The organism is Shewanella sp. HL-SH5, from assembly GCF_051163755.1.
GTDB lineage: Bacteria > Pseudomonadota > Gammaproteobacteria > Enterobacterales > Shewanellaceae > Shewanella > Shewanella glacialimarina.
Window position 1 is genome coordinate 1,746,396 of sequence record NZ_CP195038.1, and the last position, 25,492, is coordinate 1,771,887.

Here is a 25,492-nt window from a genome sequence, read left to right on the forward strand (position 1 = left end):
AGCTATCTAGTTGAGTTTGTTTTGAGGATTATTTATAAAAATTTAAGATCTATTGATGAATCTTTGATTTTAGCGGCTAAGGTGCGCCATTTTTGAGGAATTGTTAATGATATTGCTGAAGATTATTAAGTGATAAAAATTGATTTTTTTACCCAATTTTGTATCAAGGTTTGAGGTTGGCTTAAAAAAAGAGCCTATTAATTAATAGGCTCTTCATCAATTTTGCAAATGATTACTTGGCTGGACGTAAGCTATTAAACTCTGAGCCAGCTAGATAACCGGGCCAATCTTGGTTATTGCCTAGGGTCTCTGCCGCTTGGTAATACACCTGTAAATCTTGTAATGCGCCCGATAAATCCCATGACGCATGATAATGATCGCACACATTGTGATAACAGCCTTTCATGGTTTTTTCCATTTCAGTTTTATAGGCTGCGGTTGCATCATCAAGTGGGTCACTGCCGCCACCAGCAAATACTGCTGGTACGCCGTATTTAGCAAAGCTGAAGTGATCTGAGCGGAAAAAGCCGCCTGATGCAGGGTTACGTTCTGACTTAACTTCACGGTTTTGCAGTTTTGCTGCATCGGCAAGGTAGTTTTCTAATTCAGACTGACCCTTACCAACTATAGTGTAATCTTTAGTTTTGCCATACACATTGGTGCTGTCTAGGTTAAATACGGCAACGGTTTTATCCAGTGGATAAATTGGATTTGCCGCATAAAAGCGCGAGCCTAATAAACCTTGCTCTTCACCCGTTGTGGCTACAAAGGTTAATGAACGTTTTAAACCATTGCCTTGTTTTGCTTGTACCGCAAACTGGCGGGCTATTTCCATAATACCCGCAGTACCTGAAGCATTATCTAGGGCTCCGTTATAAATTTGATCGCCTTCTTTGGTTTCATCTTTACCTATGTGATCCCAATGCGCGGTGAACAGTAGCTGCTCATCAGCTTGGCTAGTGCCTTTTAAGGTGGCGACGACATTATAACTGTCGGCATATTCGGCTTTATTGGCAAACTTAATCGACGCGGTTTGGGCAAGTTCAACATTGACAGGCTCATCAGCGGCACGTTCCATTAAGGTTGGTAATGAAAAGCCTGATTTAGTAAAGAGTTGATTGGCCGCATCTAAGGTCATCCAGCCTTCTACTTGAATGCGATTATTAGCTTCGTCTGTATCGAGTACTAAATCCTGTTGAGGGCCTGTCCAGCTATTTTCTACCACAGACCAAGGATAAGAAGCGGGTTTAGTGTCGTGAATGATAATGGCACCTAATGCGCCCTGGCGACTGGCTTCTTCAAATTTATAACTCCAACGACCGTAGTAGGTCATGGCTAAGCCATTAAACTTTGTCCCTTCAGGATTCGCAAAACCTGGGTCATTCACCAAAATAACCGCTATTTTGCCTTTCATATCGATGCCGCTGTAATCATTCCATTGTGATTCAGGTGCATTAATACCGTATCCCACAAATATCAATGGCGCTTTGTCGATAGTGATTTGCTCGTTAGCGTGACGGCTACTCAGTACGATGTCTTTGCGATACTGCATCGGCAAATCGGCCAAGGTAATCGTTTGCTGCTCACTTGGGGTGTAGGTCACCATAGGCACAGCTTGTAAAAAGCTGCCTTGGTTGGCACCGGTTAATCCCATGTCGGTAAATTGTTTGGTTAAATAGTCTAAGGTCAGTTTTTCCCCCTTAGTAGTAGGGGCGCGACCTTCAAATTCATCAGAAGACAGTACTTTTATATCTTGACGAAAACGTTGCTCGTCAAAAGTGACTAATGCCGTTGTTGAGCTGGCTAGCTCGTCATTACTAGCCTGTGATACTTGTGCGTTATCTTTAGTGTCGCCATTACAGGCGCTCACCAACAATGCAATCGCGCAAAGGGGAAATAAATGCTTCATCAGGATTCCAATTATTATTTATTATTTTTAATCAAAGTGAGTAGAAAAAGTGGTTAGAGATTATTAGCGTTAACATCTTGCAGATTATAATGAAGCAAGCCAGCATCTTATAAAAGCGTACTGGCTTGAAAATGTGTTACCTAATGTAAATCTAGTCGTGCTTGCTAACGTTTAATTAGGTAAATTAGCTAGGCACTTAAAGCCTAGACTACGTCAATATCGCCGGCACAGGCGAATACATGATTGGGTCTGAAGGGTTCTTTATCTATATCGCCCATCTGGCTAACACCACTGGTGACCAGAATGGTTTCTAGACCTGCTTGGAATCCTGCCAAAATATCGGTACGCATATTATCGCCGATGATCAGGGTATTTTCAGAGTGGCCCTGAATATGATTAAGGGCAGAGCGAATGATCCAACTTGAAGGCTTACCAATATAAAATGGCATTTTGCCGGTAATGCGCTCAATGGGTGCGCATAGTGCACCACAGGCAGGACTAAATTGTGGCCCATGGGTATCAGGATTGGTGGCAATAAAGCGTGCACCGCCAGCAACAAAGCGCGCGGCTTTATGGATCATTTCCCAGTTGTACGAGCGAGTTTCGCCAATAATTACAAAATCTGGGTTAATGTCAGTGATGGTAAAACCGGCGTTATACAGTTCATGGGTGAGGGCGCCTTCACCAATTACAAAGGCTTTAGTACCTTGTTGGTGCTTTAAAAAATCAGCGGTTGCCATCGCTGAGGTATAAAAGCAGGTTTCGGGCACATTAATGCCGGCAGCACCAAGACGATTTTGTAAGTCTTTACCGGTTTGCACTGGGTAGTTAGTCAGTAATACCAGTTGGTTACCTTGTTCAATAATGCGATGAATAAACTTATCACTGCCGGGGATCAACTTGTTATCGTGCAGTAATACGCCATCAATATCGCAGATAATATTCTTCATCAATTCAATCTCACCTTTTTAGCTAAAATGGGTTGTTCTATCGTTTATATAACGCTAAATACTCGGTAAAAACAATGTGTTTTAAATGAAAATGCCAACCTAAATAGGTTGGCATTGATTTGATGTAAAAACTCAGCAGTCTAGCTAAAAGTCATTAACACTCGACAATATTCACCGCTAGACCGCCTTTAGCGGTTTCTTTGTATTTACTGCGCATGTCTCGGCCGGTATCCATCATGGTTTTAATCACTTTATCTAGTGATACCTTATGGTTACCATCACCACGTAACGCCATACGTGAGGCATTAATCGCTTTGACGGCGCCCATAGCATTACGTTCAATACACGGCACTTGTACCAGGCCGCCAACAGGGTCGCAGGTTAGGCCTAGGTTATGTTCCATGCCAATTTCAGCCGCGTTTTCAACATGTTCAACTGTGCCGCCCATAATTTCAGTTAGTGCACCAGCAGCCATAGAACACGCTACGCCCACTTCGCCCTGGCAACCCACTTCTGCACCTGAAATAGAGGCATTTTTCTTGTACAGAATTCCAATAGCAGCAGCGGTTAATAAATATCGACTGCAAACGTCAATATCAACTTCTTGCACAAACATGTCGTAGTAGCACAGTACCGCAGGAATAATACCAGCAGCGCCGTTTGTTGGCGCGGTCACTACGCGATCGCCTGCTGCATTTTGCTCGTTTACCGATAAGGCGAATAAATCTACCCAGTCCATCGCGGTTAACGGATCTGTGTTATTTCGGCCTTCAGCTTTGAGTCGGCGGTATAAAGAGGGCGCACGGCGGCGAAGTTTAAGGCCGCCAGGTAATATGCCTTCTTTTTTGGTATCCACGATCAACACAGCTTTTCATGGTTTGCCAAATTTTCCACAAACCTTGTTTTACTTCCTCTTCACTGGCAATACTAAGTTCGTTATACATCATTAAAGATGAAATGCTTAAACCGTTTTCACAGCACAATTCTAATAACTGTGCCGCGCTGTTGAAATCATATGGCGCTTCTTTTATAGGCGTTGCGGGTGATGCATTGCGTTGGGTGATTTCATCTTCATCAAGAATAAAACCGCCACCTACGGAATAGTAAGTACGCTGATAAGTGATTTCGCCTTTGGTTAACGCATATAAAGTCATCGCGTTTGCATGGGCTGGTAGCGTTTTACGGCGATGGTAAGTTACGCCATTTTCACGGGTAAATTTAACAAATCTACCATCGGCTAGTTTAAGCTTTTGATCGTTCGATACGGCTTCTAAAATACCGTCAATCGCGTCGGTATCAACGGTTTCAGGGTCTTCACCCATTAAGCCCAAAATCACCGCTTTGCCTGTACCGTGGCCTTTACCTGTTTGACCTAATGAGCCAAATAATTCTGACTGTAATTCATCAATACCCGATAGCAAATCTTGGTCTATTAAGTTCTGCATAAAGATTTTGCCGGCTTTCATTGGGCCTACGGTATGTGAGCTAGACGGGCCAATACCGATTTTAAACATGTCAAATACGCTAATCATAATTTTTAGCCTTTATGTGGTCGTTTATTGTTTTAGTTATTTGAGAGTATTATCATCGCGCTATTAAAATCATCACGTCACGATCGTTCAAATCAATATAGTAAAAGTCACTATAGTCGAAGTGACTTAATTATAGCTGATTCACTATAGTTGAGTGTGACGTGATCTGTTTCGCAACCTAGATAACAAACAGTTAGCAAAACACTGAACACTTGTTTGATGGCATACTCGTATTTTTTAACACGCGTTAAATTGGTTGAAGTATCCCATATTTTTGATTAGACAGTTCATTAGTTTTTTTTATGCATTATTTTCAGATTAGCCTAACTTATTGATAAAGCTTTTTAGGTTAAATTATACGGGGTATACGATTGAGCTATTTAATGATGGATCTAGCCGGGCTGACAGTGTCAGCGCTAGAAGCAGAGCAACTACAACATCCACAAGTGGGCGGTATTATTCTATTTACCCGCAATTACGCGAGTAAATCTCAACTCATTGAGCTAGTTAAGCAAGTCAGAAATATTCGGCCCGAGCTATTAATTGCGGTTGATCACGAAGGTGGTCGAGTGCAACGTTTTAAGCAGGACTTTACCCATATTCCTGCTATGGGCGATATTTTACCTGCTGCAAAAGGTGATTTAGCATTAGCAAAATTGTGGGCTAAAGAGTGCGGTTTTTTAATGGCGGTTGAACTGTTAGCCTGTGATATTGATTTAAGTTTTGCACCTGTGTTAGATGTTAATGGCATAAGTGAAGTGATTGGTAAGCGAAGTTTTAGTGCTAATCCTGATGAGGTGACTAACTTAGCGGCAGAATTTATTATTGGTATGGAACAAGCGGGCATGGCTGCTGTGGGTAAGCATTTCCCCGGTCATGGCAGCGTTGCCGCAGATTCCCATGTGGCTATGCCTGTAGACAGTCGCAGCCTGGCACAAATTGAAGCCTTTGATATGTTGCCTTTTGTTAGCTTAATGGCTAAAGGGCAATTAAATGGTGTTATGCCTGCACATGTTATTTATGATCAAGTTGACCCCAACCCTGCGGGATTCTCTACTTACTGGCTACAGAATGTATTGCGCCAACGTTTAGGGTTTACAGGGGTTATTTTCTCTGATGACTTGGGCATGAAAGGAGCCAGCTTTGCCGGTGACTATTTAGGTCGAGCGCAAGCGGCGTTAGATGCGGGTTGTGACATGATTTTAGTTTGTAATGACCCAACCGGTGTAGCGGCATTATTAAGCGAGTTTACCTGGCCAGCAAATCCTCCGATAGCCAATGCATTAAGTTTAAAACCTGACACACTCAATGTGGTTAATGCGTTAGAGCAAGATGCGCGCTGGTTAGCGGCAATTGCAACGGCTAAACAAATCCATGCAGCAGTGTAAGTTTTCGCAGTAACAATAAAAAAGCGGCTATCAATAGATAGCCATTTTTTTTAGATATTATTTACACCCTAAGTGTGCGTTTATATTATAGTTCGACATTTTTTGGGACTTTTGGTGAGGAAACGGGTTAAGGACTAACACATTTCTGCCCCAAGGTTTGTTTGGAATATGGCCTACGGCCACCAACGTCGTGGCACTTCACCCACACCAGACCAAGAGGGTATCAACAGCAATACCCTCTATACTCTTTATTAAAGAATTAGGCCCTGCCGCCCCTGACGAAAAATGCAGAAAAGCGAATAATTTTCGATGGGGATCGATCCAGCTTTAAACTTCATCTGTATCCGGCTTCAGCCATTGTCGAAAAGCCCTAACGCTTCCGATGAGCCGTCCCTGGCCCAACGAAAGCTAGCGTGGCATCCATGCCAAGCTCACGGGTTCTCGGAATAAAGAGTCTCGATGACCTCAATTCAAAACGGACATCCCAGCTTTTCTTATAGAATTGTTACAAATGAAGTTAAATCGAAGATGTGAAAATTTCGGGTGCAGATGAGCCAGAGAGTATCCAAAACAGGACGTTTTGGTTAAGCCCACATGGATATGCTTGCGGCGTCTCGCTGGATCATCTGCACATAGGCCTGCGGCAGGCAATTGGTTAAATAGAATTTGCGAACTTACTTAACCTACCCAATATAACTTGTATTAAAACATTGAATTAAAGCTATAAAGTAGATTAAAGTATGAAAACTTAAGGACAAAGTAGGGCAACCTCGAACATAATCATCGAGTGCGCCATTTAGGGAAGAAAAAGCCATTCAATAGCATGTGCCCATCAGCTCCCTTTTTAAAGTTTACTCTGACCCCTAATTTGTTAAATAATATATTTACAACAAACACTTACAAGTGATATTTTGACGAAGAAACTTACAAGGAAGCAGGAGGTTATCCTGCTGCTAATCAATAAGCTGTTAAATGCCTATGACTGAAAAATTTAGAATTCTCTTTATCTTCGAAATTTCATTGTTTTCTTTGCCTGTTGGCTTAGTGAGTGGTTTGATGTTGCAATCTGCGATTAAGATGGCAGCAGATAATCTTTGGGCAGGAGATTACTTGTTGCCCTTTATGGTATTTTTAGGTGGAACTGCTGGGATATGGGCAACTATCAAATTAATGTTCAGTGTGTTTCATAGTCGAAAAAACAAGTGCCCAATGATAACTCTAATTTGTTTACTATTTTGGGCAACGACTTGGCTTATTTTTCTTTGGTATGCTGCCACCGATTTCAATTATTGGATTGCTGGGCTTTTTCCATTTTTTGTTATTTTCCACTTACTCTACTTGGACCGTCAGACCTTTATAGAGGCACTTAACAAGCCTCTGAATTAAGATTCACAAAGGCTGTCATGCCATTTGCTGGGCAAATCGCCCGCCAGCACATGGTTCTCTTATTAGAGGGGCGTTAGTTGTACGAGGATACAGTGTTGGATCAAAGTATTGAGCCGAAAAAAGAAGATTGGTTTTTTCTCTATATTCTTCCCGCATTCTTTTTAGGAATGGCGGGCTATTCAATCATTATGCTTGAGTTTGATTCTATCTCGTTAATTATGGCAATTCCTTTTACTCTTATGGCAGCCGCTTTCCACTTTAAACAAAAACAAAACTTGAGGGTGGTTACTTTAGATAAACCGGGAACCAAAGAAAACTTTGATTTATGTATTGCGGCAATAAAGGAAAATGAGTGGGAAATACTCGAATCAGATGATTCATCTGAAATATTAGCCCATACCAAAGCAACATGGAGAAGTTGGGGGGAATTAGTCACTATAACTTTCAGTGAGCAAACAATTACAATTAACTCTCGCCCATCTCCTTATAAAAAGTCATCAGTTGCCACTTGGGGCAAAAATAATATTAATATTTCAATAATCAAGAAAGCGTTAAAGTGCAACTAATGCGGCGTTATCGAATATTCGATTCCCATACTTTTCCTAACACTAGTCGTCATTTTTAGAGTTTGGTTCTAGCTCATTTTTGTCCAAAAGTGAGTTTCAAAGTGATCAAACTTTATTCTAAAAAAATGAATTTTGTCCTCTGATAATTTATCAAACTATTACGGCATTACCGTTCATGACAACCTTAATTTTTTATCAAGCTATATTATCGTCGTACAGTAAGCATATTTTCAAGTATAAAAAACCGGATACATGATCCGGTTTGTACTCGTTCTAGATATTATTCACCTAGATAGCATTAACTTAAGGATTACTGGCCATAGGGTTGCACAACACCGGATTGACTTTGACTTTGACTTTGATAATTTGGTTGGGCTTGATAGCTAGGTTTACTTAAATCAATTGGCTTTACCGAGGTTGGCTGAGCCATTTTGCGAATTTGCATTACCATGCCCATTTGCGGATGATCAAAGTAGTGAATTTCGCCACTGCGCACACGACGGTTTTGCGCTAATGGGATCACTTGTAAAAACGGCTTCATCGTCTTTTCAACTTTAGTATTGACCGCATTAAACTGATTGAACTCGCTACGGTTAGACTCGACTAACTTTTGAGTCGGTTTACGCAGCGCTAAATTATTTTCAATATATAAATAATGGCTTAAATAAATATTGATGGTGCCGTCGAGCTCCCATACCGGTTTTTTTTGCTCGGTTTGAGTCATATCGCCCAAGGTTGAAAAGTCATTCATTGACAGTTGATATGACGATTCGGTTTGAGATTGTCCACTCACTTGCTGGCCGTGATAATCAAATTGTTTCGAAAAGTCTTTCCCACCAAATATTCTTACCGGAGTTGATCTGCGCTGTGACTCCATATTTTGTTGCCAGGTTAAGTGCACAACCGGTTTGACATTACGTTCACGGCTAACGGTACGGATAATATCTTTAAATTTGCTTTGACTGTCGGCAAGCAAGAGTGGCCCTATGCCTATATAAGCTTGCTGTTCACTTGATGCTGCAATAGTAAATGGCACCTGGCTTGGGTGACTGCGTACCGTACTGCTGGTTAACGGGTCATTACAGTCTGGGGTGATCTCGGTAGACCAATCATTAGCACTGCAACCACTGAGTCCCGCAGCAACGCCGGTAATATCTGTGCTGATTAAGGGCGTGATGAAGTCGACCGCACGATCGCTAATTTTCGGTGCAACGGCATTAGTCCATTGCTCAAGCGATGAGCTTTCACGTTCAAAAACAAATACCTCAACCTCAAACCAAGATTCAGCTTGGGCTTGAGATGAAAACGTTAACGCACCGAGCGTTGCCATGGTTATCGCGATACTGGGTAACGCTGATATTTTGCAAAGCACATTTTTTTTAAAAAGTACTGTTATGTTCAAAAGCACTACTGCTCTCCAGTTTGATGTTTAGCAAGCTGTTCAAGTAAAGTCTTTAATAATTCGAGCCTGTCTTTACTGGTTTCAGCTGGAATGGTGAACTTTAACTTATTTGGCCCATCCATTCGATAGATTTGTGGCTGCTTTTGTAATAAACCGATGATAAACATCGGATCGACCCTATGTTCCGCTCCAAATTCTAAGCTGCCACCTTTTGAGTGCATCTCAATACGTTGCAGCCCTAACTCTGTTGCCTGGTGTTTATATAAGGTAATGTCCATCAAGTTACGGGTTGGATCGGGTAGCATACCAAAACGGTCAATAAACTCGACTTTAAGTTCATCAATCATGGTTTCAGAGTCACAATTGGCAATTCGCTTGTATAGTGATAAACGCATATTAACATCACCAACATAATCTTCAGGCAGCAAGGCTGGAATACGTAAGTCAATGTCACAAATCGCATTCATCATATAGGCTAATGACGGCTCTTTGCCTTCCTTAAGCGCTTTGACGGCTGATTCGAGCATTTCCATGTACAAACTAAAACCAATTTTACTGATATGTCCGCTTTGCTCATCACCGAGTAATTCACCTGCTCCACGGATTTCTAAATCTTGGGTGGCTAACAAAAATCCTGCGCCCAGATCTTCTAGTGCATCAATGGCTTCTAAGCGTTTACGCGCATCTGAGGTCATACGTTTTGGGTGCGGTGTCATCATATAGGCGTAAGCTTGATGATGTGAACGGCCCACTCGGCCCCGTAATTGATGTAACTGGGCTAAACCAAACATGTCAGCCCTGTGTATCAAAATGGTATTGGCACTAGGCACGTCAATGCCAGTTTCGATAATAGTGGTACATACCAGTACGTTAAAACGTTGATGATAAAAGTCAGCCATTACTCTTTCAAGATCGCGTTCGCGCATTTGGCCATGGGCGGTTACGACTCTGGCTTCGGGTAATAGGTCGCGAATGTCCTGGGCGGCTTTTTCAATGGTTTCGACATTATTATGCAAATAATACACTTGGCCACCGCGTAAAATTTCACGCAAAATGGCTTCTCGTACTGTGGCAATATCGTACTCGCGCACAAAGGTTTTCACCGCTAAACGTTTTGCTGGTGGCGTAGCAATAATCGATAAATCTCGCATACCCGACATGGCCATATTCAAGGTGCGCGGAATAGGCGTGGCGGTTAAGGTCAGAATATCGATATTGGCACGTAAGGCTTTAATCTTTTCTTTTTGACGCACGCCAAAACGATGTTCTTCATCAATAATCAGTAGGCCGAGGTTATCAAACTTAGCCTCTGCTGTGAGCAGCTTATGGGTACCAATAACGATATCCACTTTGCCTTCACTTAATAACTGCACCACTTGATTTTGCTCTTTAGTGGTTCTAAAACGTGACATCACTTCAATTACGAATGGCCAATCAGCAAAGCGGTCAGTAAAATTTTCATAGTGCTGCTGTGCTAACAAGGTGGTGGGTACTAATACGATGACTTGTTTTCCGGCATTGACGGCAACAAAGGCTGCGCGCATAGCCACTTCTGTTTTACCAAAGCCCACATCGCCACACACTAAACGGTCCATTGCCATTGGCGCTTGTAAATCTGCTAATACCGCATGAATCGCGCTTTCTTGGTCAACGGTTTCTTCATAGGGGAAACCTTGGGCAAATACGGCGTACTCTTCCTCATCAAGTGCCAAGGCTTCACCTGGTCGTGCTTGACGACGGGCGTAAACATCGAGTAATTCAGCGGCAACATCACGAATACGTTCAATGGCTTTTTTCTTGGCTTTGGCCCAAGTTTCGTTGCCTAGCTTATTTAGTTGGGTGTTTTCATCATTGCCTACGCTAAAGCGGCTGATTAAATGCAGTGATGATACAGGCACATAAAGTTTATCACCGCCAGCGTACTCAAGTTTTAAATACTCAGCGACTAAACCGCCGGTGTCTAAGGTTTCTAATCCTTGATAAAGCGCGACACCATGCTCTAAATGCACTATAGGTTGACCAACTTTTAATTCAGCTAAGTTTTTAACCAACACATCAGTACTGACTTGTTTTTGCTTCTCACGTCGACGCTGTTGTGAAATACGATGACCGAATAATTCGGTTTCACAAATAATGCTGACTTTACCTTTAGATCCTAGCTCTAACTCACATCCGCGAGAAAGCGGAGATACCACTAAACCGATAAACTCTTTGGCGGTGACATAGTCATCAATGTGCTTAAACAGTTTTGGTTTAATACCAATTTTTGCCAGCAATTCAATCAAAGCTTCACGTCGACCTTCAGATTCAGCCACAAACAGCATTTGCGGATGCTGTTGACTGTATTCCTCTAGTGCTAATAAAGGCTGTTTGAGTTTGTGATTGGCATTGATATCACTAATGCTATTTGCCTTAGCAAGTAGCGCATGTTTTGGCTGTGAATCTGGATTAATTTGACCTTGCTCATCAAACACTGCATTAATGACTTGGCTGCGGGGCATAGGTTTAAATGCCGCAAACAGTTGGTCCGCTAGCAGGTAAAGCTCTTTGGGTTCTAATAGGGGCCTTAATGGATCAACGCGGCGATCTTCATAACGGCTGTGCACTTCCTGTAAATGATGCTCGCAGGCTTTATCAATGTCACCCAAGGTAATAAGCTGGCTTTGTTCTGGCAGGTAATCAAATAAGCTAGATGATTCATCAAAAAACAGCGGCAAATAGTTTTCTATGCCCGCAGGCATAATATTACGACTCACCGATTGATACACTGATTCGGCTTCTTTAGAAATCACTTCAAAACGGCGACGATATCGCAGCCTAAAGCCTTCAATTGCAGCACTGTCTGTAGGAAACTCTTTCGCGGGCAGCATTCTAATTTGCTCAAGTGCCATGCCTGAACGTTGGGTATCGACATCAAAAAAGCGGATGGTTTCCACTTCATCGTCAAACAGTTCAATACGCAGTGGCTGTTTGGAACCCGTAGGGAAAATATCAATAATCGAGCCACGAATGGCAAATTCACCGTGTTCATAGACTTGATCAACAATATGGTAGCCCGTATCGGTCAGGTGCTGACGAACTTGATCAAGGCTATATATGTCGCCTTTTTTCAAAATCATCACGTTGGCGGTTAAAAATGATTTTGGCGGGAGTCGCACCATCAAGGTGTTTACCGGCACAATCACCACGTTATGATTACTTTGGCTTATCTGCGCCAGTGATTCTAAGCGCTGCGAGATTAAGTCTTGATGCGGTGAGAAACTGTCGTAGGGCAGGGTTTCTCTGTCAGGAAATAAACACACATTGACACCGGTATGGGCCAAAAGATAGCTGAGTTCGGCTTCTAAGGTCAGTGCACTTGGGGTGTCATGGGTGACAATCAAGCTAGTGCCTGAATGCTGGTTAATTAAATTTGCGACAGTGAGCGCTTGGGATACGCCGCCTAGGGTGGTTAAAACTTGCTGTTGTTGGCCTTTTTTAACACTTGGCGGAGCGATTACACTAAATTGTTTCATTTAATTGATTAACTTGTATTAAGAGAACTTACAGATTGTCTTTACGCAGCTGCTTGCGCAGTTTAAGCATTTTTTGTTGCACAGTTAAACTGGCTTTAACTAACTGTTCAACATCTTCATCTAAAATTTGAATAAAGGCGAGGTCAGTTTGCCATAATGCCTGTTCAATCGTTGCTGGATTATTTGGAGCAATGGCTTCTTGTTTATCTGCTGGGTATGAGCCAGTGACTTCACAAATACACAGTACGGCAACCACTTCGGCATGAAGATATATATGACAACTAAAAATACTGCCAACATCCATTTGTTTGTCTGAAAAAAGGCTCAAGCCGCTGCCGCCAAACTGATGTCCTTGATATTGCACACCAGCTTGGGCTTCTTTTTCAAGCACATGCTGCAATACTAAATCGACTTTACGGGATTGTAACTTTAAAAATTCAACAATAGATTGGGTCGCACTGTCTAGCTGGCGTAACTGCAACAAGCAATTTGATTCAAGTGCTTTAACTTCTGACAGTAGTTTAAGTCCAGTAGATTGCATTTGCCTGAGTTGGGTGTCATCAGGGATAGGACGTTGTTTATCCCAGGCCGAAAGATAAACATTAAATTGGTGAGGTACGCTAAAATAAGAATTGCTATCGTTTATCAAGGTTTGCCTCTTTATTTATCAATCTAATACACCTATTATCATGCCCAACTTGATGGTTTAGCAAGTCATAAGCTTTTTGTAATGGTTTTAGCGTCAATTTTGACTCAAGCATAACCAATATACGCGCTAATATGCGCATTGGATGACAAATTTTATATGAATTTTGGATTTTCTTTTTTTATGGGGTTTCGATATTGGCGTGCACGTAAAGCCAATGCGTTTGCGTCATTTATCACGTTGTTTGCCGTGTCTGGTATTTTTCTCGGTGTGGCCGCGTTAATTGTGGTCAGCTCGGTAATGAATGGCCTAGAAGGGCAACTTAAAAACCGCATTTTAGGTGCTGTACCGCAATTGACCTTAGTGCATCAAACAGGATTTGATGATTGGCAGGCTCAAGCCACCTTTTTACAGCAACACAAACAACTAAAGAATGACATTGTCGGCATTGTGCCCAGTGCGACCACCCAAGGCATGCTGCAATCCAGTGCTAACATCGCCGCTGCGCAAGTATTAGGCGTTTACCCTGAGCTTGAACAAGGTTTGTCGAGCATTATATCCCACACATATTCAAGCGCCTTTGATGCGTTAACACCGGGAAGCTATGCCATTGTATTAGGTAGCGAACTCGCTAGAAACTTAGCGGTTAAAACCGGCGATCAAATTCGCATTTTAAGTGGTGATGGTGTGGTGTATTCACCGCTAGGTCCTGTGCCAAGTCAGCGTAAATTTACTGTGGCCGGCGTATTTGAAATGGGCGCTCAGGTTGACGCTTCAGTTGCCTATGTACATTATCAAGACGCTCGTCGCTTAATGCGCCAAGACCCTGATGTTATTTCTGAGCTGCGAGTGTATTTAACGGATCCATTTAATGTTGCTAGTATCGCGCCATTGACGACCAAGCTGTTACAGAATAAAGGTGTTGAAGCAACTTACCGTGACTGGCGTGCTGACTTTGGCCATTTATTTGCTGCGGTAAATATGGAAAAAAATATGATGTCGTTGATGCTCAGCCTTATTGTGGCGGTAGCGGCGTTTAATATTGTGTCAGCATTGGTCATGATGGTGGTTGATAAAACCACAGATGTAGCAGTGCTTAAAACCCAGGGATTAACGACAGCTGCTGTAATGAACATCTTTATCGTGCAAGGCTCGCTAAATGCTTTGTTAGGCTTAGGATTAGGCACCCTTATCGGCGTTATTTTATCCCTAAACTTAAATGAGATTTTAACCACCTTAGGTGTCTCTATTCTGGGCGCAGGCCAAACACTGCCGGTGCAATTATCATTCGCTCAGTTAAGTGTCATTATTGTTGGCACCTTGTTGATTACCCTAATTGCTACTATTTACCCAGCGTTACGCGCCGCACAGGTTCAACCCGCTACCGCATTGAGATACGAATAATGACCCAGAAAAAACAGGTTTTATTAACCATTAGCCATGTTAGCAAGCATTACCATGATGGTGACGTCACCACCCAGGTGCTTACTGATGTTAATCTTGAGGTTTACAAAGGCGAACAGTTAGCGATAGTAGGCAGTTCAGGATCGGGCAAAAGTACTTTGCTGCATATTATGGGCACGTTAGACACCCCAAGTGATGGCACGGTTATGTTAGATGGCGAAGATATTTATCAATTATCATCGGCAAGACAAGCAAGCCTGCGCAACCAAGATTTAGGCTTTATTTACCAGTTTCATCATTTGTTACCAGAATTTAGTGCGATTGAAAACGTTGCTATGCCAGCTTTTATTCAAGGTAAAGATAAGCAACAGTCATTAGCTAATGCCAAAGAGTTATTAGAGCGGGTTGGTTTAGGCCATAGATTAGCGCATATTCCGGCGCAATTATCCGGCGGCGAGCGTCAACGTGTAGCGATTGCCCGTGCGTTAATTAATCAACCTAAATTAGTGTTAGCCGACGAGCCAACGGGCAACTTAGACGCCAGCAGTGGCGAAACCGTATATCAATTGATCCGTGAACTAGCCCAGCAATTTGGTACTGCCTTTGTGGTGGTAACGCACGATCATAAATTAGCCGCTAAAATGGACCGTCAATTGACCATGAAAGATGGCGTATTACAGGTTGCTGTTAATAACCCGTCAGTAGGAAGTGACCATGAGTAAATGGTTACCCTTTTTAATTGGTTGGCGTTTTTATCGCGCGCGGCAGAATAATGGTTTTATTGGTTTTATTTCATTTGCCTCTACCGCAGGTATCGCCTTGGGTGTGGCGGTATTGATAATTGTATTATCAGCGATGAATGGCTTTGAAAAAGAGCTTCAAACCCGCTTGCTTGGGGTGATATCACACGGCGAATTAGTGGGCGTCAATGAGCCTATTCAAGACTGGTTAGCGATTGCTGAAACCGCTAAAAACATCCCGCAAATTACCGGTGTTGCGCCTTTTGTACGCTTGCAGGGACTCGTTCAAAAGCCAGGTGGTTTTCAGGGGATAGTGGTTAACGGTATTGATGTTGATTATGAACAGCAAGTATCAAGCATTGCGCAATATATGAATGACAGTGCCTGGCAGTCTTTGCAAGGTTCAGACAATCATATTGTGCTGGGTCGCAGTTTACTCGACAAACTGCAATTAGAGGTGGGCGATACCTTGGCAATGTACACGCCTGCCGCTAACAACAACCGCTTAAGTGCCGCTAAAAGTCATCGGTTTGTGGTCAGTGGCGTGTATGATTTAGGTGGTGAAATTGAAGCCTCACAAGCCTATGTGCCGTTAAAATACTTAAGTGAACTATTGAATATGGGCGATGGCGTCAGTGGTATTCGATTACAAGTCGATAATGTATTTAGCGCCCCTAGCGTTACCCGCGACTTAGGTTATGCGCAGGAACAATATCTATACCTAAATGACTGGACGCGAACCCAAGGTCACCTTTATCAAGATATTCAATTGGTTAGGATGGTGATGTACTTAGTGTTGGCGTTAGTTATCGCCGTAGCCTGTTTTAATATTGTGTCGACGTTAGTGATGACTGTACGCGACAAGGCGTCTGAAATTGCAATTTTAATGACCATGGGATTAAAACGCTCCGCTATTATGGCTATTTTTATCATGCAAGGCGGACTAAACGGCTTATTAGGTTGTTCGATAGGCGGTATTTTAGGTATGTTGATTGCTATCAATTTAAGTGCGATAGCGAAGGGCTTAGAATCAATGTTAGGGATCCAGCTGTTGGACTCGGACATTTATTTTATCGATTTTTTGCCATCACAATTACAAACCCACGATGTACTTTTTGTGGTGTTTATTGGACTAGTAATGAGCTTGTTGGCGACGATTTATCCCGCTTGGAAAGCCACTAAAATTGCCCCTGCAGCGGCCTTGGCTGGTCGATAATAATTGTCTGGTCGCTAATAAACTGCTCAGCTATCTGCAAGCGAGTAAACGGCTAGATCATAAAAAGTGCCTTTAACATTAAAGGCACTTTTATCAAATAATATTGCAATTCATCTTAAAGACATTTAGCGGGTTTAGGCAATCCGGCAATTTTTGTTGCCTGCTTAGCCGGGCCAACGGGGAATAGGGTATACAGATACTTAGAATTACCTTTATCCGCTCCTAAGCTTTGGCCAATGGCTTTAACTAGTACCCGAATAGCTGGGCTGGTTTTATATTCCAGATAGAAGTTACGCACAAAATGAATCACTTCCCAATGCGCCTCAGATAAGGCAATGTTTTCAGTAGCCGCTAAAACGGGCGCCATATCAAGTTGCCAATCATCCACTCTTTTAAGATAGCCTTGTTTATCGGTTTCAATGGCTTGACCATTAAACTCAAACATAAATTCAAATAACTTTTCTACCATGTGATGACCTTAGCGTGGCGCAGTGTTTGATTAACGAATTCAGGGTAATCAATCGGGTGAATATTAGGATATTGCAGCTTGGCTATTTTGGCTGATAAGCCTCGGGCTTGAATTTCATCACTTAACACATAGACGTCATTGTTTTGCATAGCCGTTAACAATTGCGGCTTGAGTAGGGCGTTTACCGCGTCAGCCGCCAATAAAATACTGTCATCAGCCGCTATGTATCTTAAACATAGGCTTAAAGCATTATCACTCGTGGTTGATGTTTGAATGTGATGTAAAATCAAAATACTAATACCTCATCCGCTAGGGCTAACTGGGCGGTAATTGCTTGAGAGCTTGCTGACTGCACATCAATAGCTAAATCACCCACTGCTAACCCCATTGCATTAAGAGACTGCTCACAGGCTAATACGGTTTCTATTTCGTATAAATCAAACGCTTTAAAAACCGATACGTAGTCTTTGCTACCGGACAGTTCAGCGTGTTGTTCAGGTAATAAATGCAGCACAGCTTCATCGCAAAAAATCAACGACACTTGCTGCTCAAAGCTGGCGCTCAGTAAGGCAAAATCTATCCCTTCGCGGGTATAAGTTGTGCCATAAGGAGCGTGACGAAATACAATGCAAATCTGTTTCATTTTAGTCAGTCCTTAAAAGCACACTAAGCGATCGGCATGTTCTATGCCGCTAACAAGCTCACCTAAGCCACCCATCACAAATACATCGTTACTGTTCCAATGGGCTTTAGCATTTTCAAGCGCATCTTGTTCAGACAACACACCACGGCGCAGTGCCGCTGAAACACAATTGATAACTGGGGTGTGATTATCTTGTGAGAAGGTTAGCCACATTTGCTGTAGGTTAACTTCATCGGAAGCCGGGCAATTAAGGGCATTACTATTGTATACACCGTCTTGATAAAAAAAGACTTTTACAATTTGATGACCAGCAGAAACCGCAGCTTGGCAGAACTTAAGTGCTCTAAAGCTGGCAGTAGACCCATAGGCTGGTCCGTTCACTTGTACAATAAATTTATTCATTATAAAAAAAATGGCCCTAATTTAGGGCCATTTTATCGTAAATTACTGTCAATGACGATTAATCGTCGTTATTCATGCCTAATAAGTGCAGTAGCGCCATGAATAAGTTGATGAAGTTTAAGAATAACGAAATGGTAGCGCGAATATAATTGGTTTCGCCACCGTTTACGATACGGCTTGTATCATAAAGGATTAAGCCTACCATCAACAGTGCTACAGCAGCTTGAATAGCCACAAATGCTACGCCGTTACCGACAAACATGTTAATCAGTGATGCGCCGATAACCACTAATAAACCTGCAAACAAAAAGCCACCCATAAAGCTGAAATCTTTCTTGGTGGTGATTGCGTAAGCTGACAGCGACACAAATATAACTGAGGTTAATCCAAAGGCTTGCATGATTAACTCAGGACCATTTGCTAAACCGACATAGTGGTTCAAAATGTAACCTAGTGATGCACCTTGCATACCAGTGAAAGCAAATATCCACGCTAAACCTGACGCGTTATCGGCTTTTTTCAAGGTGACTATCATAACCACAATACTGCCTAATGATAAGCCGATAGACATGAATGGACCAATATTTAACGCCATGGCCACACCCGCCATTACCGCGGCAAATGCCAACGTCATCGACAACAGCATATAGGTGTTTTTGATAAGTTTGTTTGTTTCCACCGTCGTAGCTTGATGGCCCGACAAAGTTTGTTGATTCATAACAGTCTCCAAGACAGTAAAATGCGTATTCTGAACAATAAACAACCACACGCAAATAGTTGATTAATTAATTAATTTATATGACCCAGCTTAAAGTAAACATAGCGATTTAGCACCATAAATAAGGGTTAACCAATAATTTAAGCCATTTAAATTTAAATATGTCACCATTGTTATCAAGCTAGCTTAAGCCAATATTAAAAATAACGCTTTTAGGGTACTTTCACGTTAGCATTATTACTACGCTAGCATTTTTTATATCTATATCAGTAAATATGAGGGCGAAAGCTGAAAACTCAACTTATTAGTTTCCAAAAATTAATGTCAAATACAATCCAAGTGATGCTGTGTGAAGCACAAAATGCAAATCGTTTAAGTTATCAAAATGACGCTAATAAAATAAAGCTAATAAAACTAAGCTAACCATTCCCGGTGTAATTTTTCTGTGTCACCTAAATAATCTAACACCCATTGCAGCGCAGGGGACATACGGTCTTGATCCCAGGCTAAGCAGCAAGGGCTAGAGGGTTTAGAGTTTATTAATTGCTTTTCAATTAACATTCCACCGCTAATAAACGGCTGCGCCAGGTGAATTGGCATATAACCCACGCCTAAGCCGGAGCGAAAACAATTAATGGCTCTTATCCAATCTGGCACTACTAAACGGCGCTGATTGTCTAAAAGCCAGGTAGTGCGTTTGGGGATTTCTCTTGAGGTATCTTCTAAACAAATAGCGGGATATTGTCTCAGTTCATCGTCTTCAAGCGGTCGATCAATCGCGGCTAATGGGTGGTTCTTACTAACTAAAAATGCCCATTCAATGTCTTTCATATCACGGTATTGATAAACCCCACCAACAGGAATAGCGGTTGTAGCACCAATTGCCACCATACTGCGGCCACTCGCCAGAGACTCCCACACACCATTAAACACTTCAATTTGAATAATTAATTCAACATCATCAAAATGGCGATAAAAATCAGCAATTAAGGAACTGATTTTATCAGCTCTAACGATATTATCTAACGCAATCGACAAAGTGGGTTGCCAGCCATTGGCAACTCGTTGTGTTTCACGTTTCAGTTCATCCATTTGCCTGAGTAACTCTCGAGCATGTTTTAAAAAATGCTCTCCTGGCTGGGTTAAGGTTACCGATCTATGGTGGCGTTCAAATAACACTACGCCAATATCAGTCTCTACTTGTTTAACAGCGTAACTCACCGCTGACGGCACTTTATGTAATTCATTTGCCGCCGCAGTAAAACTGCCTAATCGGGCGACAATATCAATCATGTGTAACGTTTGTTCTGAAAGCATAGGGCAACCTTTGCTGTGATATTTTTTGATGGCTGTGTTCAAATATAAACGTTTCACAGATGAATTTCTAATAATTAAACTAGTTCCAATGAAAATTAATTTGAGTATTAGATATGAATAAACAACAACAATCCCCTGGTGCTATTGAGAAAGCTGGTTTTTTTCTCTATTTAACCATTCTGAGTATGCTGTGTTTTATTGCCACCGATATGTACTTGCCTGCTTTTAAATCAATTGAAGGCTCATTTAATGCATCCTCTGCGGATGTGGCAATGTCGCTCACGACATTCTTAGCGGGCTTAGCTTTTGGTCAACTGCTTTATGGCAAGTTGGTTGAAAAATGGGGTAAGCGAAATTCACTGCTATTAGGTTTATTGCTATTTGTTATGGCTACTGGCCTAATCATTGTTAGCGATAATATTGTCATGATGAACATTGGCCGTTTCATTCAAGCTATAGGAGTGTGCAGTGCCAGTGTAATTTGGCAAGCTTTGGTCATTGAAAAGTATGATGCTCAAGAATCTCAGCATGTATTGTCTAACATTATGCCACTGGTTGCGTTATCACCCGCGATAGCGCCTTTAATCGGTGCGTTTTTCTTATCGTATTGGGGATGGCAGAGTATTTTTGTTTGTTTAGCGTTACTCGGTGTTTTGTTGATTTTGATGACACAAATATTTGTCAAAGCCGACAAGCCTAGCGCAGAAGCAATTAAAGCCGATAAAGATAAAGCGATGACATTCAAGCAAATGTTAGCAAATCCATTCTATGTGGGTAATGTGATGATTTTTGCCGCATGTTCTGGTGCTTTCTTTGCTTACTTAACCCTGTGGCCAGCGGTGATGGATAAATTTGGCTTTGATGCAACAGCGATCGGCTTAAGTTTTATTCCACAAACTATCATGTTCATCATTGGTGGTTATAGCGGAAAAATACTCATTAAACGTTTTGGCAGTCAAACCGCATTGAAAGTGCAGTTAGGCCTGTTCTTTACCACAACAATCTTGATTTCAATTTTGACCATCGCTTTCGAGATGACAACCATCTATCCACTATTAATCGTGTTTGCTTTTATGGCCGCAGCAAATGGTGCGATATACCCGATTGTAGTGAACAATGCATTGCAAACATTTAAAGATGATGCCGCAAAAGCTGCTGGATTACAGAACTTTATTCAAATCAGTGTCGCATTTGGCGCATCAAGTATTGTGGCCGCATTTGCTGGAGCAGGTGAGCAGGCAATCGGTTTAGGCATTTTAATTTGTTCAGTGATGGTATTTAGCGCCTATTACACCAGTCGTCATACAACATGGGAAAGATTTAAAAATTCTTTCACAATGCCAGACCCAGCCAGAATAGCCTTTAAAAAGGATGAAGATTAGCCAAAGTGATCTTAAAGTAGGCAATTGAACATTTTTTTTCAATTAGGACTTTACAGCATCAATAGGTTGTCATATTATTCGCCGCGTTCGGAGGGGTGGCAGAGTGGTCGAATGCACCGGTCTTGAAAACCGGCAACGGTTTATCCCGTTCTAGGGTTCAAATCCCTATCCCTCCGCCATATTCAACGAGAAAGCCTCATCAGAAATGATGAGGCTTTTTTGTTTTGGTGAAAGATAAAACTTTGAACCCCAGGTGCCTCTTTATTACAAGCAAGCTATCCCTCAGCCACATTCTAATGAAGAGGCCTTATCGAAAGATAAGGCTTTTTTATTTGGGCGAAAAATAGGAATTTAAACTCCGTGCTCCTCTTTCTTTTAAGCAAGCAATGTAATTGTCTATCGCGACAATAGTTATCTTCGCGTCAGCATTATTCTCTATTTCAGAGCGTTGGCACTTGAAATTTCTCAAGCAAAAATGCCTTTAAGTTAGCTATGCTAATATCAACCTAAGGTGGGATTTTCTGCAAATAATTAATGCAAATAATTAAGACACCCAAACAAATAATTATGACACCCAAGATTTCTGGCTAAAACCTATTTTGGCAAAGGTGAGTGTACCTCGACCAGGTGCCTCTGGTGTTGCTACTGTTAAAACAGTCCCTGCAGGATAATAAAATGAATAAAAATCTAGATAAGTTTTTACGCAAGAAACGTGCAGCCCGAAATAACATTTCGAAGTTTGCTAGTGCTTTTGAGTTTCATAATCAGGAGTTAATTTATTACGCAGAACATGGAAAAGTAAATAGAGAGATACCGCCCCAACGGAAAGACTTGCCCTATCTACCTTGGGCACTATTAAAATCAGAAATGAGTACTTCTCAGACTTTATGTGAATTACATGTGGAAGCTACCTTTATCGAGGAAGGAAGTGTTGCAAGGGGCTGGCTAACCAAAACAGTTAAATATGGCTTGCTTGGAGGTGCTATTAATCTATTTTCCTACCAACGGGCTGCAAATGTATTGGGGAAAGAAGCAATAGGGTTAATTCGCCCTGATGACATTTTTAATATATGTATTGCTGTAATTTTAGGTGATTATGACAATGCAGATAAAATATTTATATATTTATCTGAAGCTTATAATCGTGGTTGGATTAATCGTTCAAAAAGTCATTTGACAGATTTTATGCTTTTGCTTTTTGCTCAGTATAAAACTGAACGCTTAAGTTGTACTGTCAATGACTTTGCTTATCAACATATCGTTGATGATTGGGATACTGTAAACCCCGATAAAATTAAAAGTTACATAACGCTGTTATGTGATGATCAAGTGATGCAAGTTGCTGCGCCGCCGAGTAAATGTTTTTTTGAGTTTAATAATATGAACTGGCAGTTTATTCCTTATCCGGTATTAATGTTATTAGCATTACGTAAAGTACGTGGTATTGATACCCCAGATATAGAACACCCTGCTTTTGGTATACTTAATGATATTCATCTGGTTGATGGGGATGATGTGCATGATGAGGTTTTTGAACAATTAACAGCCAAGCTTCAACAGCAAGGTTTTGATATGAATTCTATGTTTAGTTAACTGGGAAATTAATAATATGAACTCTAATGAACTGTAGACTAAATATTTATTACCCACTTAGGTTTTAGTTATTGTTTTTGAAAATTGATAACAAAACAAATAATTATGACACCCAAGATTTCTGGCTAAATATTGACCGCTCAACTACGCTTTATTTACGCTTTAAAAATGGTAATTGAAGATGGCCAGACCAAGACAAACTATCGTTAGTCTAGAAGATACGCCTTACTATCACTGTTGTTCGCGTGTGGTACGTAAGGCATTTCTTTGCGGTTTTGATAAATCCACAGGTGAGAACTTTGAGCATCGCCGAGAATGGGTTGATTCGCGCATCCTTGAATTAGCGACCATCTTTGCCATTGATATTTGTGCCTATGCGGTGATGAGTAACCATTTGCATGTGGTGTTAAAAGTTGATGCAGTCAAAGCTAAGGCATGGTCAGATAAAGACGTGCTAATACAGTGGCATAAAGGTTTTAAGGGGACGTTATTGACTCACAAGTTTGTAAAAGGTGAAGACCTGAATGAATTTGAATTAAAGACGGTTAATGACTGTGTCATTCAATACAGACAGCGCTTAATTGATATCAGTTGGTTTATGCGTTCACTCAGTGAGCCAATCGCTAGAATGGCCAACAAAGAAGACAAGTGCACAGGCAGATTCTGGGAAGGCAGGTTTAAATCCCAGGCATTACTTGATGAAGCCGCAGTACTCGCCTGTATGGCTTATGTGGATTTAAACCCAGTCAGAGCCAAGATGGCCGCCACTCCAGAAACCTCAGATTACACCAGTATTCAACGTCGAATAAATTCAGCAATGAAAAGGAGAACAACCAGCTGAGCTATTACCGTTTGTGGGAAATGAAAGACTCAATATGCCTAACGGACTCATGTTCAGCGTTAAAGATTACATTGTACTGGTTGAAGATACCGGTCGAATTATTCGAGAAGATAAACGTGGCGCAATTAGCTCAAGCAGTCAGGATATACTGAATAGGCTAAACATCCCCGCAGAGAATTGGCTTAAGATCACTACAGAGTTTGGTGCATTATTTAAAGGTGCTGTCGGTGCCTTACCAGCATTAACTGAATATTGTGAGCATTTAGAGCGAAAACGACGACAAGGCGCTGCAAATTGTCAGCGTTGGCTGTGCGCGTAAGTCATCATCCCAAATAAAATTACAATTCTTCCTATGCTTGATTGATATCAAGGTTCTCTGCTGTGTTGAATTTCTTAGATGACCATAAATCACTCATTTAACGATAATATTTTAGCTATATCGATAAAAATTGATGAGTTGATCACATCGTTCGTAACCCTCGCCAAAGCCATGAAAACGAGTTATGTTATTTGTTCAAAAAATGGGTGGCTTCGTTTTTTTATAATGAAAACAAGTTATGTTATTTGTTAAAAATATGGGTGGCATCATTTTACGCCGCTAAGGCAAATGGGCCGCTAGGTGAAGCAACTGTATCAGGCAGTGATATGTGGTTACCCACTAGTAGGGTATTGTACAGAAATGATGTGGCTGGACATGAATTAGGTCACAACTTAGGGCTTAGAAACTGCTCTTCTTGCAACTCGATAATGACCAATAGCAGTAGATATAAAGACGTTAAAGCTACGTTACAAGATATCAAAACCTTATACAATGGCTATAGATAGGTGTTTTTTATGATGAGAATTATTATTATATTTTTTATTTCAATCATTCCCAGCTTGACGCTTGCCAATATTAACGAAAAGAGTTCTGTGTTAAGTAGGCTTGATGTTAATGGCTTGACTGGCGGTCTGTGTAGCTCTCAGACCGTTGATGATTGTGGCGGTGGCGAGGAAATAATTTCTAATAAATCTTATAAGCATTGGTGGGTCAAATTTAAACCAAGGGTTATATTTTCAAAATTTTGTTTGTCATATACTGACTGGCACTCCGCTTCTGATGATGAGTTCAGCAGAACTACCACATTCATGGTAGGAAGGGAGATTGGAGGCTCTTGTTCTAATTTAATACCCTACCTCCCACCAAAACTATTTCAAGGTATTAGTGTTGATGCGATGTCTTTTCTTATGGATAAAAAGGACGAAATTGAACTTAAAGTAAGGAATGGCATTCAGTTTTCAAACTGCCATCCTATCGATAAAATTGAGTATTCCGGAGTAAGAGTGCACTCTGCTTCAGTTAACTTAAGGGACTCAAGCGAGCCACTGTATGAGCTCAGAGTGGGGGTGGATAGTATCGATGAGCTATATTCAGTTACGTACTCTGTAAAAACTCATAAGGAGATATGTACACTATAACTATTAACAAAGACA

The 25,492-nt window shown here is 41.4% G+C and carries 21 protein-coding genes, 1 tRNA gene and 2 pseudogenes; 12 read left to right on the forward strand and 12 right to left on the reverse strand.

What is annotated here, in order from left to right; genetic code table 11:
- Positions 1 to 232: 232 nt before the first annotated feature.
- From ACRWQM_RS07550 to ACRWQM_RS07560, 3 genes and pseudogenes are all read right to left on the reverse strand, one after another.
- Entirely contained in the window at positions 233 to 1,909 is a 1,677-nt protein-coding gene (locus ACRWQM_RS07550) for a M28 family metallopeptidase (protein WP_434931748.1), read from the reverse strand.
- A 203-nt stretch (positions 1,910 to 2,112) separates the two neighbouring features.
- Positions 2,113 to 2,859 (reverse strand): HAD-IIA family hydrolase, encoded by a 747-nt coding sequence (locus ACRWQM_RS07555; protein WP_434931749.1) that lies wholly within the window; start codon positions 2,857 to 2,859, stop codon positions 2,113 to 2,115.
- Between the two features lie 154 nt (positions 2,860 to 3,013).
- A pseudogene (locus ACRWQM_RS07560) lies at positions 3,014 to 4,391 on the reverse strand (L-serine ammonia-lyase).
- A gap of 371 nt (positions 4,392 to 4,762) precedes the next feature.
- Between ACRWQM_RS07560 and nagZ the strand changes: the two are divergent.
- The 3 genes from nagZ (at position 4,763) to ACRWQM_RS07575 (ending at position 7,731) form a co-directional block, all read left to right on the forward strand.
- Positions 4,763 to 5,779 carry a beta-N-acetylhexosaminidase gene (gene nagZ, locus ACRWQM_RS07565; RefSeq protein WP_434931750.1) on the forward strand — a complete coding sequence of 339 codons (1,017 nt, stop codon included), beginning with the start codon at positions 4,763 to 4,765 and terminating at the stop codon, positions 5,777 to 5,779.
- Positions 5,780 to 6,757: 978 nt separating this feature from the next.
- Positions 6,758 to 7,165: a hypothetical protein gene (locus ACRWQM_RS07570; protein ID WP_434926358.1), complete on the forward strand. Its 408-nt coding sequence runs from the start codon at positions 6,758 to 6,760 to the stop codon at positions 7,163 to 7,165.
- A 95-nt stretch (positions 7,166 to 7,260) separates the two neighbouring features.
- Positions 7,261 to 7,731 (forward strand): hypothetical protein, encoded by a 471-nt coding sequence (locus ACRWQM_RS07575; protein WP_434926357.1) that lies wholly within the window; start codon positions 7,261 to 7,263, stop codon positions 7,729 to 7,731.
- 310 nt (positions 7,732 to 8,041) lie between these two features.
- Here ACRWQM_RS07575 and ACRWQM_RS07580 read toward each other — a convergent pair whose 3' ends face one another.
- From ACRWQM_RS07580 to ACRWQM_RS07590, 3 genes are all read right to left on the reverse strand, one after another.
- On the reverse strand, positions 8,042 to 9,061 hold the full coding sequence (locus ACRWQM_RS07580; RefSeq protein ID WP_434931751.1) for a peptidoglycan binding protein CsiV: 1,020 nt from the start codon (positions 9,059 to 9,061) through the stop codon (positions 8,042 to 8,044).
- A 77-nt stretch (positions 9,062 to 9,138) separates the two neighbouring features.
- Positions 9,139 to 12,648: a transcription-repair coupling factor gene (mfd, locus tag ACRWQM_RS07585; protein WP_434931752.1), complete on the reverse strand. Its 3,510-nt coding sequence runs from the start codon at positions 12,646 to 12,648 to the stop codon at positions 9,139 to 9,141.
- Positions 12,649 to 12,676: 28 nt separating this feature from the next.
- The gene (locus tag ACRWQM_RS07590; protein WP_434926354.1) at positions 12,677 to 13,297 is read right to left on the reverse strand and encodes a hypothetical protein; all 621 of its coding nucleotides are present in this window, start codon (positions 13,295 to 13,297) and stop codon (positions 12,677 to 12,679) included.
- A 156-nt stretch (positions 13,298 to 13,453) separates the two neighbouring features.
- Between ACRWQM_RS07590 and ACRWQM_RS07595 the strand changes: the two genes are divergently transcribed.
- From ACRWQM_RS07595 to lolE, 3 genes are read left to right on the forward strand one after another with little or no spacing between them, the layout of a single operon-like run.
- Complete coding sequence (locus ACRWQM_RS07595) at positions 13,454 to 14,698, forward strand: lipoprotein-releasing ABC transporter permease subunit (protein WP_434931753.1); 1,245 nt, start codon at positions 13,454 to 13,456, stop codon at positions 14,696 to 14,698.
- Complete coding sequence (lolD, locus tag ACRWQM_RS07600; RefSeq protein WP_434931754.1) at positions 14,698 to 15,420, forward strand: lipoprotein-releasing ABC transporter ATP-binding protein LolD; 723 nt, start codon at positions 14,698 to 14,700, stop codon at positions 15,418 to 15,420. The genes ACRWQM_RS07595 and lolD overlap by 1 nt, the downstream gene beginning before the upstream one ends.
- Positions 15,413 to 16,654, forward strand: a complete 1,242-nt coding sequence (lolE, locus tag ACRWQM_RS07605; protein WP_434931755.1) for a lipoprotein-releasing ABC transporter permease subunit LolE — start codon at positions 15,413 to 15,415, stop codon at positions 16,652 to 16,654. Before lolD ends, lolE begins: the two co-directional genes overlap by 8 nt.
- A 115-nt stretch (positions 16,655 to 16,769) precedes the next feature.
- Here lolE and ACRWQM_RS07610 read toward each other — a convergent pair whose 3' ends face one another.
- The 6 genes from ACRWQM_RS07610 to punR form a co-directional block, all read right to left on the reverse strand.
- The gene (locus ACRWQM_RS07610) at positions 16,770 to 17,099 is read right to left on the reverse strand and encodes a TusE/DsrC/DsvC family sulfur relay protein (RefSeq protein ID WP_434932000.1); all 330 of its coding nucleotides are present in this window, start codon (positions 17,097 to 17,099) and stop codon (positions 16,770 to 16,772) included.
- A gap of 17 nt (positions 17,100 to 17,116) precedes the next feature.
- A complete protein-coding gene (tusB, locus tag ACRWQM_RS07615; protein WP_434931756.1) occupies positions 17,117 to 17,413 on the reverse strand; it encodes a sulfurtransferase complex subunit TusB in 297 nt (98 codons plus the stop codon).
- Positions 17,410 to 17,766 carry a sulfurtransferase complex subunit TusC gene (gene tusC, locus ACRWQM_RS07620; protein ID WP_434931757.1) on the reverse strand — a complete coding sequence of 119 codons (357 nt, stop codon included), beginning with the start codon at positions 17,764 to 17,766 and terminating at the stop codon, positions 17,410 to 17,412. Before tusC ends, tusB begins: the two co-directional genes overlap by 4 nt.
- Before the next feature lie 12 nt (positions 17,767 to 17,778).
- Positions 17,779 to 18,168, reverse strand: a complete 390-nt coding sequence (tusD, locus tag ACRWQM_RS07625; RefSeq protein ID WP_434926348.1) for a sulfurtransferase complex subunit TusD — start codon at positions 18,166 to 18,168, stop codon at positions 17,779 to 17,781.
- A 58-nt stretch (positions 18,169 to 18,226) separates the two neighbouring features.
- A complete protein-coding gene (locus ACRWQM_RS07630; RefSeq protein WP_226415474.1) occupies positions 18,227 to 18,886 on the reverse strand; it encodes a Bax inhibitor-1/YccA family protein in 660 nt (219 codons plus the stop codon).
- 414 nt (positions 18,887 to 19,300) lie between these two features.
- The gene (gene punR, locus ACRWQM_RS07635) at positions 19,301 to 20,203 is read right to left on the reverse strand and encodes a DNA-binding transcriptional activator PunR (RefSeq protein WP_434931758.1); all 903 of its coding nucleotides are present in this window, start codon (positions 20,201 to 20,203) and stop codon (positions 19,301 to 19,303) included.
- A 113-nt stretch (positions 20,204 to 20,316) separates the two neighbouring features.
- On the opposite strand from punR, the gene punC reads away from it, so the two are divergent.
- The 6 genes and pseudogenes from punC to ACRWQM_RS07665 all read left to right on the forward strand — a co-directional run bounded on the left by punC (position 20,317) and on the right by ACRWQM_RS07665 (position 25,477).
- Positions 20,317 to 21,585, forward strand: coding sequence for a purine nucleoside transporter PunC (punC, locus tag ACRWQM_RS07640; protein WP_434931759.1), 1,269 nt, complete (start codon positions 20,317 to 20,319; stop codon positions 21,583 to 21,585).
- An 89-nt stretch (positions 21,586 to 21,674) separates the two neighbouring features.
- A tRNA-Ser gene (locus ACRWQM_RS07645) sits at positions 21,675 to 21,764 on the forward strand.
- 496 nt (positions 21,765 to 22,260) lie between these two features.
- Entirely contained in the window at positions 22,261 to 23,178 is a 918-nt protein-coding gene (locus ACRWQM_RS07650; protein WP_434931760.1) for a hypothetical protein, read from the forward strand.
- A gap of 181 nt (positions 23,179 to 23,359) precedes the next feature.
- A pseudogene (locus ACRWQM_RS07655) lies at positions 23,360 to 24,338 on the forward strand (transposase).
- A gap of 260 nt (positions 24,339 to 24,598) precedes the next feature.
- Positions 24,599 to 24,844, forward strand: coding sequence for a matrixin family metalloprotease (locus ACRWQM_RS07660; protein ID WP_434932001.1), 246 nt, complete (start codon positions 24,599 to 24,601; stop codon positions 24,842 to 24,844).
- A 9-nt stretch (positions 24,845 to 24,853) separates the two neighbouring features.
- Positions 24,854 to 25,477: a hypothetical protein gene (locus ACRWQM_RS07665; RefSeq protein WP_434931761.1), complete on the forward strand. Its 624-nt coding sequence runs from the start codon at positions 24,854 to 24,856 to the stop codon at positions 25,475 to 25,477.
- The last annotated feature ends 15 nt before the right edge of the window (positions 25,478 to 25,492 follow it).

Coding starts and splice junctions, on each gene's coding strand:
- ACRWQM_RS07550 (WP_434931748.1), bottom strand. CDS start 1,909: ATGAAGCATTTATTTCCCCTTTGCGCGATTGCATTGTTGGTGAGCGCC.
- ACRWQM_RS07555 (WP_434931749.1), bottom strand. CDS start 2,859: ATGAAGAATATTATCTGCGATATTGATGGCGTATTACTGCACGATAAC.
- ACRWQM_RS07570 (WP_434926358.1), top strand. CDS start 6,758: ATGACTGAAAAATTTAGAATTCTCTTTATCTTCGAAATTTCATTGTTT.
- ACRWQM_RS07580 (WP_434931751.1), bottom strand. CDS start 9,061: ATGGCAACGCTCGGTGCGTTAACGTTTTCATCTCAAGCCCAAGCTGAA.
- mfd (WP_434931752.1), bottom strand. CDS start 12,648: ATGAAACAATTTAGTGTAATCGCTCCGCCAAGTGTTAAAAAAGGCCAA.
- ACRWQM_RS07595 (WP_434931753.1), top strand. CDS start 13,454: ATGAATTTTGGATTTTCTTTTTTTATGGGGTTTCGATATTGGCGTGCA.
- lolD (WP_434931754.1), top strand. CDS start 14,698: ATGACCCAGAAAAAACAGGTTTTATTAACCATTAGCCATGTTAGCAAG.
- lolE (WP_434931755.1), top strand. CDS start 15,413: ATGAGTAAATGGTTACCCTTTTTAATTGGTTGGCGTTTTTATCGCGCG.
- ACRWQM_RS07610 (WP_434932000.1), bottom strand. CDS start 17,099: ATGTTTGAGTTTAATGGTCAAGCCATTGAAACCGATAAACAAGGCTAT.
- tusC (WP_434931757.1), bottom strand. CDS start 17,766: ATGAAACAGATTTGCATTGTATTTCGTCACGCTCCTTATGGCACAACT.
- tusD (WP_434926348.1), bottom strand. CDS start 18,168: ATGAATAAATTTATTGTACAAGTGAACGGACCAGCCTATGGGTCTACT.
- ACRWQM_RS07630 (WP_226415474.1), bottom strand. CDS start 18,886: ATGAATCAACAAACTTTGTCGGGCCATCAAGCTACGACGGTGGAAACA.
- punR (WP_434931758.1), bottom strand. CDS start 20,203: ATGCTTTCAGAACAAACGTTACACATGATTGATATTGTCGCCCGATTA.
- punC (WP_434931759.1), top strand. CDS start 20,317: ATGAATAAACAACAACAATCCCCTGGTGCTATTGAGAAAGCTGGTTTT.
- ACRWQM_RS07650 (WP_434931760.1), top strand. CDS start 22,261: ATGAATAAAAATCTAGATAAGTTTTTACGCAAGAAACGTGCAGCCCGA.
- ACRWQM_RS07665 (WP_434931761.1), top strand. CDS start 24,854: ATGATGAGAATTATTATTATATTTTTTATTTCAATCATTCCCAGCTTG.